The sequence below is a fragment of the Desulfobacter sp. UBA2225 genome (assembly GCF_002348205.1).
GTDB lineage: Bacteria > Desulfobacterota > Desulfobacteria > Desulfobacterales > Desulfobacteraceae > Desulfobacter > Desulfobacter postgatei.
In genome coordinates this window covers 1-9,817 of record NZ_DDYV01000171.1, presented here as the reverse complement: position 1 = coordinate 9,817, position 9,817 = coordinate 1, and the positions used below count along the sequence as shown (strand labels likewise).

Annotated in this window: 14 protein-coding genes and 1 pseudogene; all 15 read right to left on the bottom strand. The window is 45.7% G+C overall.

Annotation, left to right across the window (positions count from 1 at the left end; genetic code table 11):
• Positions 1–316 (bottom strand): ABC transporter permease (locus tag B3D59_RS08760; RefSeq protein WP_286819053.1); only part of this gene is annotated, 316 nt, incomplete at its 3' end.
• Entirely contained in the window at positions 313–1,278 is a 966-nt protein-coding gene (locus tag B3D59_RS08755; protein ID WP_286819052.1) for an ABC transporter ATP-binding protein, read from the bottom strand. The genes B3D59_RS08760 and B3D59_RS08755, both read right to left, overlap by 4 nt.
• Positions 1,279–1,292: 14 nt before the next feature.
• Complete coding sequence (locus tag B3D59_RS08750; protein ID WP_286819049.1) at positions 1,293–2,216, bottom strand: tetratricopeptide repeat protein; 924 nt, start codon at positions 2,214–2,216, stop codon at positions 1,293–1,295.
• 283 nt (positions 2,217–2,499) lie between these two features.
• Complete coding sequence (locus B3D59_RS18320; RefSeq protein ID WP_349676880.1) at positions 2,500–2,889, bottom strand: prepilin-type N-terminal cleavage/methylation domain-containing protein; 390 nt, start codon at positions 2,887–2,889, stop codon at positions 2,500–2,502.
• Between the two features lie 242 nt (positions 2,890–3,131).
• Complete coding sequence (locus tag B3D59_RS08740) at positions 3,132–4,553, bottom strand: sigma-54-dependent transcriptional regulator (RefSeq protein ID WP_286819048.1); 1,422 nt, start codon at positions 4,551–4,553, stop codon at positions 3,132–3,134.
• A 40-nt stretch (positions 4,554–4,593) separates the two neighbouring features.
• Positions 4,594–4,965 (bottom strand): type II toxin-antitoxin system VapC family toxin, encoded by a 372-nt coding sequence (locus B3D59_RS08735; protein ID WP_286819046.1) that lies wholly within the window; start codon positions 4,963–4,965, stop codon positions 4,594–4,596.
• The gene (locus B3D59_RS08730) at positions 4,962–5,264 is read right to left on the bottom strand and encodes a type II toxin-antitoxin system Phd/YefM family antitoxin (protein ID WP_286819043.1); all 303 of its coding nucleotides are present in this window, start codon (positions 5,262–5,264) and stop codon (positions 4,962–4,964) included. Before B3D59_RS08730 ends, B3D59_RS08735 begins: the two co-directional genes overlap by 4 nt.
• A gap of 81 nt (positions 5,265–5,345) precedes the next feature.
• Entirely contained in the window at positions 5,346–6,026 is a 681-nt protein-coding gene (locus tag B3D59_RS08725) for an RNA-guided endonuclease InsQ/TnpB family protein (protein ID WP_286819040.1), read from the bottom strand.
• Positions 6,027–6,214: 188 nt separating this feature from the next.
• Positions 6,215–6,430 carry a hypothetical protein gene (locus B3D59_RS08720; protein WP_004072014.1) on the bottom strand — a complete coding sequence of 72 codons (216 nt, stop codon included), beginning with the start codon at positions 6,428–6,430 and terminating at the stop codon, positions 6,215–6,217.
• A complete protein-coding gene (locus tag B3D59_RS08715; protein ID WP_286819038.1) occupies positions 6,427–6,756 on the bottom strand; it encodes a DUF4258 domain-containing protein in 330 nt (109 codons plus the stop codon). The genes B3D59_RS08720 and B3D59_RS08715 overlap by 4 nt, the downstream gene beginning before the upstream one ends.
• Positions 6,757–6,830: 74 nt before the next feature.
• The gene (locus tag B3D59_RS08710) at positions 6,831–7,016 is read right to left on the bottom strand and encodes a response regulator (RefSeq protein WP_286819035.1); all 186 of its coding nucleotides are present in this window, start codon (positions 7,014–7,016) and stop codon (positions 6,831–6,833) included.
• Between the two features lie 218 nt (positions 7,017–7,234).
• On the bottom strand, positions 7,235–7,654 hold the full coding sequence (locus tag B3D59_RS08705) for a type II toxin-antitoxin system VapC family toxin (protein ID WP_286819034.1): 420 nt from the start codon (positions 7,652–7,654) through the stop codon (positions 7,235–7,237).
• Complete coding sequence (locus B3D59_RS08700) at positions 7,654–7,911, bottom strand: type II toxin-antitoxin system Phd/YefM family antitoxin (protein WP_286819032.1); 258 nt, start codon at positions 7,909–7,911, stop codon at positions 7,654–7,656. Before B3D59_RS08700 ends, B3D59_RS08705 begins: the two co-directional genes overlap by 1 nt.
• Positions 7,912–8,030: 119 nt before the next feature.
• Positions 8,031–9,250: pseudogene (locus B3D59_RS08695) on the bottom strand (dihydroorotase).
• Positions 9,234–9,817 (bottom strand): aspartate/ornithine carbamoyltransferase family protein (locus tag B3D59_RS08690; RefSeq protein WP_414646528.1); only part of this gene is annotated, 584 nt, incomplete at its 5' end. The gene B3D59_RS08690 and the pseudogene B3D59_RS08695, both read right to left, overlap by 17 nt.

The following is a 9,817-nucleotide window of genomic DNA, read 5'->3' as shown; positions in this document are numbered from 1 at the left end:
AGCTTAGCCCTAAATATTTGCCCATGAGAAACTGCCACCGGGCCAACGGTTTGGAAAGAATAATGTAAATGGTGCGCTTTTCCATCTCCTTGTACACCATACCAATGCCAACAAAAATGGCGATAAGGGTCCCGCCGATGGATATGGCGCCAAGCCCAAAATCCTTGATAATCTTCATGGGATCGCCAATGGTCAGCTTGCCTAACACAATCGAAAATAAGATTAAAATGACGGCAAAAAATAAAAGACTGTAAAAAATTTTATCCCGGATAGACTCTTTAAATGTATTAAGGCCGATGGCCAGAACTTTGTTCATGAATATTTGTCCTGTTGACTGCCTGCAGGAAGGATCTCTTGTCCCGCACTTTGTATATAAATCTCTTCTATACTTTTGCGTGCCGTTGAAAAGGAGACAAGGCCCAGACCTTGGCGGTTAATTTCTGTCATTACCCGGTCTGCGATATCTTTTTTTCCTGTTGAAATAATATGCCGGTTTCCACGGACCACCTGTTTGATGGCGCCCTGTTCCTTAATGCCTGACAGATCCAGGGATGCCCCCTGACAGGAAATTTCCCAGGTGGAATCCTTAGACGATATGGCATCGTCCATGGTGATGATATTTTTAAGTTCCCCATTGGCAAGGATGCCTGCCCGGTCACAAATCATCTCCACATCCGAAATGATGTGGGAGGAAAAAATAATGGTTTTTCCCTGGTCCCGGCAGGAGAGGATAATGTCGCGCATGGCTTTTCGACCCATGGGGTCCAGGCCTGACATGGGTTCATCCAAAATCAGCAGTTTCGGATCATTGACCAGGGCCTGGGCAATACCGATGCGCTGGAGCATGCCCCGGGAAAATTTGCGCAGCTGGGTATCCCCGGCATGGGTCAGCCCCACAAGATCCAGCAAATAGCCGACCTTTTTTTTGCGTTCAGTGCCCGTCATATCAAACAGGCTGGCATAAAAATCAAGGGCCTCGGCACCCGTAAGATATGCGTAAAAATAGGGTTGCTCCGGCAAATATCCGATCATGGCCCGGCTGATTCTATCCTTTGCAGAACACCCCCAAAAAGAGATCTCCCCTTTGTCCGGACGGATCAGGCCGAGCATCAGCTTGAATGTCGTCGTCTTGCCGGCGCCGTTGCCGCCTAAGTAGCCAAACACTTCATTGTCCAGGATCTGAAAATTCAAATCATTGAGCACCTGTTTTTTTCCCAGCCAGCCGTTGGAAAAACTTTTGGTTAATCCTTTAATATCAATTGCGATTGAATCTGTCACAGGTATCTTCCTTTTCAGTTTTCTTCCGGAACCCGCATGGGCAAAGGCAAGTCATCTGCCCGGGGCTGTTCTTTTTTCTTGATATGCACTTCCAAATCTTCTTCAGGTATTGTGTTCTCAATCGTCCGGCTCTCTTTGGAAATATAATAGGTCCCGCCCCTGGGATCAACCGGCATGTCGGGAATAATACCAGCAGTAAGCAGTTCCTCTATGGATGCCGGATACTTCTGAAACTTGAGGTAAAAAGCCTCAACCCCCTGTTTAAGTATCTTCATATTGGCCCGATGGATCACCTGATGAAGCCGTTCGACCAAACGCTCTTTCAAATCCTGTTTTTCTGTGGCTTTGATCATCTCTTGTAAAAAAGTAACAGCGACTTCAGGAGAATCAGCATTGGCATAAAGCCTGGCCACCAGACGTGGCAAATATGCAGGGCTTTGGGGAAATTTTACAGCCTGCTCCAGATAGTGAGCAGCAGTGAGATAATCATCTTTATGATACATATAATCATAGGCAAGGAAGAAAGGGAAATACCAGTACCGGGGATCATTCCGGGAAACATTTTTCATCCCTTTTTTAAGCAGCGCAATACTTTTGTCTACCTCCCCCACTTCAGCGGCCAAAACGATTCCGCCAAATTCATAGGGGTATTGATACAACGGATCCAGCGTGGTTACCACATCCAGGAGATGGGCCAGCCACGTATAGTTGCGATCCGTTCGGATCTGTCCGCCAAAATACCCGATCGCCTTGATCCAGAGCAGATCCGAAAGCATCTCATCATACCCCAGCGCCGCCCCTTTTAAGAAGGTCCCCGACGGCAAATATAAAAATGACTCAACCGCCTGCCTGGGATACTTTTTATCAAGTGTTTGAATTGAAAAAAAAAGCGACAGAGTTAAAAGGATAAAAAGACTAATTCGGAGTATACGATACATAATTATTAGCTTTAGCATGCTGATTTTTATGGCAAATTATGTAAAAATTGTCAACGACAATATATTATGTATCCCGAATTTGGCAAACAAAAAAGAGGGGCCCCCAAGAGCCCCCCTTTAATTTCCGAGATCAGAATTCTAATTGATAATTAACTATTGTGTCCCCAGAATTCCCTTGTCCCCAGAATTCCCTTGTCCCCAGAATTCCCTCGGGTCAGAATTCTATTTGATAATTAACTATCGTGTTTCCCGAATTCAGCAGTACTAATTTATGAGTGACATGTTATGGTGCTGCAACTGTCAGCGTACCATCTTGGTTAATTGTAGCGGTATCTGTAGTCAGAGCCCAGGTAGCAAGGCCCTGGCTTGAAATTACATAATTGCTTACGTCCGTAAAAGCGACAGAAGTTGTTACGCCAGCGGATGGCGTATAACCGGCACCTTGCAAAGCGGCAAGATCCATTGCGGCCAAAGCTGGTGTATCGGCAATCAAAGTGACAGATGCGGTATATGCATTTTTGACATCACTGTTGATGGTTGCAACCCACGCTCTCTTTCTGTAAGCACTGAATTGCGGAATGGCAATGGCAGCCAGGATACCAATGATGGCCACAACAATCATCAGTTCGATCAGGGTAAAGCCTTTCTGGTTGTTTCTGATAAGTTTTGTCATTTTTTTACTCTCCTTTTTTTAGGTTAAATGATGTGACAAACTTTTTTTTATTTTCATTAATGACAATGATTAATGCAACAGCAGTGCCAGAACAAAAAAAACTTATATTTATTTACAACTGCTTAATTTAAAAAGGATTTATTTTAACGAACCCAAATACCATCAGACATTAAAAACGATTTTTCGCTGAAATTTAACAAAAAAGGTGATCCGATTGACAAAAAATGTCAACCCTGACTCCCTTACTCCGCATCACCATCCCCGGATTCGTTTTTGTCCGGCATGGTTTTATCCAGGCGATACCTGAAAGATCTTAAGCTTAAATTTAAAAGCTCTGCTGCCTTGCTTTTATTACCCTGGCAAACTTCCATGGCTTTTTTGACATATGCGCCTTCAATGTCGGACATGATCTTGTCCAGATCCACACCGGATACCACATCTTCCAGGTCATAGCGATTATTCTGAATGCCCTCTATCCAGCGCCGACGTTTATGCGAGGAGATGGTCAGGCTTTCGGGCAGAATGATATTGGTTGAAGAGAGTGCGACAGAGCGCTCGATCAGGTTTTCAAGCTCCCTGACATTGCCGGGGAAGGAATACTGGTTCAAAAAATCAATGGCATAGGACGACAGCTTTACGATATCCTTGCCCAATTTTTTCGAGTATTTCTCAACGAAATGGGCGGCCAGTAATTCAACATCCCCTTTTCTATCCCGCAGCGGCGGCACCTTGATGGGTATGACGTTAAGCCGGAAAAAGAGATCTTCCCTGAAATTGCCGTCGATGACCTCCTGCTCCAGCTTTTTATTGGTAGCAGAGATAATCCTTACATTCACGTCAATTTCCCGGGTGCCGCCCACGGGCTTGAACCGGGTTTCCTGGACGGCACGCAAGAGTTTTACCTGCAGAAATGTGGAGAGTTCCCCGATTTCATCCAGAAAAATAGTGCCGGTATTGGCCGCCTCAAACAATCCCTGTTTGTCTGCCACAGCCCCTGTAAATGATCCTTTAACATGACCGAAAAATTCGCTCTCCATGAGCGTCTCCGGAATCCCGCCGCAGTTGACCACCACAAAGGGCTTATCTTTGCGCTCAGAGTTATCGTGGATGGCCCGGGCGATAAGCTCCTTGCCTGTCCCGCTTTCACCGGTGACCAGGACATTGGTCTTGGTGGGGCTGATCTGGCGGACCCGCTGGTAAATCGCCTGCATGCCCGGGCTGTTGCCGATGATACGGTTAAAATGCAGATGGCTTTTAAGTTCAGTTGACCGGTACGCCTTTTCCTGCTCCAGGGTCAAAAGGGCCAGGGACTTGGCAATGGTGGCGCAAAGTTCATCATTATCAAAGGGCTTGGGCACAAAATCGTAAGCCCCCTCGTTCATTGCCTCCACAGCGATTTCCGTTGTAGAGTAGGCGGAAATCATGATCACCACGGTATCCGGGTGCTCCTTTTTCACGGCCCGCAACACATCCAGGCCGGTAATGTCGCCTAAACGGATATCGGTGAGCACCAGATCGTATTTTTTCTGCTTAATACTGCCCAGTGCCTGCTTGCCGTTTTTGGCAAGCGTGACCTGATACCCTTTTTGGGACAAAAGCATCTCCAGAAACTGGCGCATGCTCAGTTCGTCATCGACAACCAGAATGCTGTGTTCGTCTGCCATTGCGTCCTATCCCGGGTTAATGCCTGATCAATGTCATACACTAAATCAATTTACAATCATATTTTTTAATTTTTGAATCGTCCGACATCAGGGCCAGCTTGTTTGTCATGGATTGTGCAATCAGCATTCGGTCGAATGGATCTTTATGAAAAAATGGAAGACTTTTTAAAAGTAAAGCATCTTCCCCTGTGAAATTCAATGTCTCAAGTCCCATTTCCATAGCCATTTCCAAGGGATTGAAAGTGATATTAATTTTCCCGATGGAATGTTTTATCATGAGTTCGGCTATACTGATTGAACTGAAAAATACCTCATTTACTGATGATTCAAGCTCATAACGTCTGGCATCGGACAGTTTCTCAGGACAGGATAGCATCCATAAATAGATATGGGTATCCACGAGGATTCTCATTCTTCCTCTCCATAAAACATGACATTGACCTCCTCGTCTTCTTCCAGAAAATCATCGGGTATAATTATCTGCCCTTTCATTTGGCCCAACTTGCGTTTTGACTTCATTTTGTGGGCTACCAGCTTGACCAAGGGAAGATTATTTTTGGCTATAATAACCTCCTCACCCTGGTATGCCATATCTATCAATTTGGAGAGCTTTGCTTTTGCTTCTGACACATTGACAATCATTTTGTCTGTTCCTTTCTTCTTACTCATTCTTACCCATTGGGTGTGAATGATGAGAAATTCCTGTTTCATAGAGTATGCTCGAACAAACTGCTTAGGTCTTATTCCCTCTCCACAGGCTTAAAATCCCGTAGAACCTACGGTATTATTATTTTATGCTGCCATTAAAATCGGATATTTTTCCAGATTCCGGGCGGCGTTTTCATCTCTATCCAGTTTGAATCCGCACGTCGGACATACAAATGTTCGATCCGACAGGGTGAGTTCACGATGAATTTCACCACATTCAGAACATTTTTTTGAAGAGGGAAACCATCGATCTGCAATGATCACATTAGTGCCTGAAATTTGCCCCTTGTAATCCAGTTGGCGACGGAATTCATGAAACCCCATGTCGGATATCGCTTTTGCCAACTTTCCGTTTTTCAGCATTCCACTGACGTTCAGGTCCTCGATCACGACAACGGAAAATTTCCGGGCAAGCATTGACGTGAGCTTATGAAGCGCATCGTGGCGGATACACGATATCCGGTAATGCAATCGGGAAATCTTTCGTTTAAAAAAATTATTGAACGCTGTTTGTAAATTGCTGAATGGCTGACTATTGGCATCTCTCAAAACCTCGAAAACCCACGGGAATTCTTCTTTTTTGATCTCATTGAACGCCTTTTTCAACGCCAACCCCGATGGCTTCAATCCTTCTTCATATTGACGGTTCCATTCAGCAAGTGCCCAATTCCAAGTAAACCGAGCCGTCCCGCAAGCACGAATAAAGTATCCACGCTGTATATTGGTAGGATCGAGTTCTATTTTATGTGCCAATTGGATTATCATTACTCGGGTTCCTCAATCATTGTTTTAATCTTTTTTTTATACTTACTAAGCCCATACAATCTCAATGTCATAAAATTAAAATGCTTTTTCGGGCTTGATGTTCGAACGTAAAACCACCTCCAAGGATTTGAAGTCATTGTCGATAAATTCTCTTTCGGAAGTTGCTATCAAATGATTCTCCACCATGATTAAACAGCTACAGGGGTAAGGATAAAAACATCTGCAAGTTGAGTGGCGGTTTTTACATCCCCTCTTCTTAGAGCATCGCGAACATCGTCCAACTTTAATGCGTCATCAAGTGACAAATAAGGTGACCAACCATCGTCAGTATCAATCAGCTCAATGTTAACCTTAGCTACATACTGTCCTTCATGAATTAATTTTTGATGATCTCTTTTTTTCATTGTTTTCTCCTCATCAAATCATTTGACCACCTATTTGGATCTGGTCTGTATGCAGTAACTAAAACAGCAGGCGATGAAGAACCTTTAGGTATTCCCCATACTGCATGGATGGGATTACCTTGACGGTCTTTTTGTAAAACCAAAACACAAGAGCCCTTAAAATAATCGGGATAATCCTCAACGACTATTCCGTTAGCGACACCTGACATAATATCATTTACAGAAATTGCATCTTCAGCAAGCTCATCATATCCATGATCTGATATCATCACTTCTCTACGCTTGACCAAAGCCATAATTTGCTCAAGTGTCTTGCTTATTTCCATTATAACATAATTCCTTTGGTTTACATCGGAACTTCTCTCAAGCACGGTAAAATAGTTCCTGCAAATCAACTAACTTAAATGTCGTCTAAACGGATATCGGTAAGCACCAGATCGTATTTTTTCTGCTTAATACTGCCCAGTGCCTGCTTGCCGTTTTTGGCAAGCGTGACCTGATACCCTTTTTGGGACAAAAGCATCTCCAGGAACTGGCGCATGCTCAGTTCGTCATCCACCACCAGAATGCTGTGTGTGTCTGCCATTGCGTCCTATCCCGGGCAATCCCTGGTCGATTTAAAACCATGAAGAGCATGAAGGACATGAAGATTGATTTCCAGGTATATATTCTTCATGCTCTTCATGTCCTTCATGGTGAAATAAAATACTCAATGTTTAGAATCCCCAATAAAATAGGGGCCGGACCACGTTCATAAGAGCGGGCTAAAAAATCTACTATTTAAGCTTTTCTGCTAAAGTCATGCTATGCGTCCCAAGGATTAATTATATTAACACCTGTCTGAATAAAATCTGACACATTCCTTGTTACAATTGTCAGTTTATGTACTATAGCCGTCGCAGCAATAAGAGAATCGCGGTATGATTTAGGCTCAGGAACATGCAATATCGCACATTTCACGGCTATTGATGTGTCAACAGCAAGAATACGTGCTCTAAATGTCGGTATTACATGATCGTTGAGCCAAACACGAAGTATATTTCCCTGCCGAGGATCTTTCCTCTCTTTTAGAAGCACCCCTAATTCTATTTCTAAAACAGTAATAACCGATAAATACAGGTTTGAAGCAGGTACATTGCCTGCCCAAGCTTCGACGGCTTTGTTTATCTTATTGGTTTTTGCTTTCCTAAGTTCAGAGAGTACATTCGTATCAAGTAAATACATCAGGACAAATCCGCCGCTTGGCAAAGAGAGTCTTTTAAACGGGGAGGATCAAAGTCTGTATCCGCTAAACCAGGCATAGCCAGTAAATCAAGAATACTTTGTTGCGTCCCTGTGAGCACTTGATATTCCTCAACCGTTATAAGGACGTAAGAAGGTCTACCGCGATCTGTAATGATCACCGGACCTTTTTTAGCCTCTCTTTTTGCACGACCTATGTCTTGATTTAATTCTCGGCTGGAAATTGTTGTAATACTCATATTGACCTCCTTCCCATAGAATGTAGCAATGTTACTACATTGGTCTTTGCTTGTCAAGAAGGACCTCCTTAAAAAAATCGCATTTTTGGACAAAGGGAAAGGTAAGGGCCATGAAAATTCTAATCATCCATAGCGTAAATAATCCGGCCGCCAACAATGGTCAAAACAGCAGCACCCGTAAGCCTGCGACCGGCAAAAGGCGTATTGCGTCCTTTGCTGACAAATAAATTTGGATCCACGGTCCAGCCGGCATCCATATTAATCAGGGTGAGATCCGCGGGGTTGCCCGGCACAATATCGTTGTTGATCCCCATGAGATCTGCCGGAGCTTTAGCCATTTTTTGCACCAGCTGCGCCAGGGTCAAATGGCCCTGGGCCACAAGCGCCAGGCTTAGCCCCAGGGAGGTTTCAAGCCCCACAATACCGAATGCGGCAAGGTCGAATTCCACCTGTTTTTCATCTTCGGCATGGGGGGCATGGTCCGTGGCAATCATGTCAATGGTGCCGTCGGTCAGCCCCTCAATAATGGCTGCCCGGTCCTTGTCACTGCGCAAGGGCGGATTCATCTTGAAATTGGTGTCATAGGCAGGCATATCCGCATCCGTGAGGGTGAAATAATGGGGGGCGGTTTCACAGGTGACCGGCAGCCCCTTTGCCTTGGCCGCACGGATGGCCTCAATGGACTGGGCCGTACTCATGTGGCAAAAATGCACCCTGGCGCCCGTCAGTTCAGCCAGAGCAATATCGCGCATCACCATGACGGATTCGGCAGCATTGGGAATCCCTTTTATCCCCATCACCGTGGCAGGCAGACCTTCGTTCATGGATCCGCCATCGGCAAGTCGCTTGTCTTCAGCGTGAACAAGCACAGGCAATCCTAAGGATTTGCAGTATTCCAGGGTCCGCCTCATGAGCTGGGAATCGGTCACCGGCATACCGTCATCGGTCACGGCCCGGATCCCGGCTTTTTTCATATCCGCAATATCGTTGAGCTTTTCTCCTTCAAGATTTCTGGAAATGGCCCCCACCGGATATACCCTGGAGGCATTTGCCTTTTTGGCCTGGGAGAGGATAAAGGCGGTAACTTGGGCATTGTCGTTCACGGGTTTGGTATTGGGCATGGCACAGACAGCCGTGATCCCCCCGGCAGCCGCAGCCTTTAATCCTGTCTCTATGGTTTCTTTATATTCCTGGCNNCATCACTGGCATCTTTGGCAACTTCCGGCAACTGTCCCGGTTCCGACACCGCCTCAAACAGGCCGTCTTTTATACTGATATCCCTTATACCTTCAATGTTACCCGGATCAACGACCCGGACGCCTTTAATTTGAATCTGCATTTCTACTGCCTCCTGCCACCAGATAAAAAAGAGCCATGCGAAGGGCCACCCCATTGGTCACCTGGTCCAGAATTACGGATTGTTCCCCATCCGCCACCAGGGTTGAAATCTCAACGCCCCGGTTCAACGGCCCCGGGTGCATGATCAGAGCATCCTTTGCCGCCAGCGCCAGACGCGTCTGATTCAGCCCGTAAAGTGCGGCATATTCCCGCTCACTTGGAAAAAGCAGGCTGCCCCCCTGGCGCTCCTTTTGAATCCTGAGCATCATTACCACATCCGCATCTGCCACACAGGCGTCCATATCCCTGGCCACGGTACATCCCATATGTTCAATGCCGACGGGGATCATGGTCCCTGGCGCACAGATGGTTACATGAGCCCCCATTCTGGATAAACCGACTATATTAGACCGGGCCACCCTGGAATGGGAAATATCGCCGACAATGCAAACCTTTAACCCCTCAAACCCGCCTTTTTCCTCCTGGATCGTCATCATGTCCAAAAGGGCCTGGGAGGGATGGGCATGGGTACCGTCTCCGGCGTTGATAACCGAGCATTGCACCCATT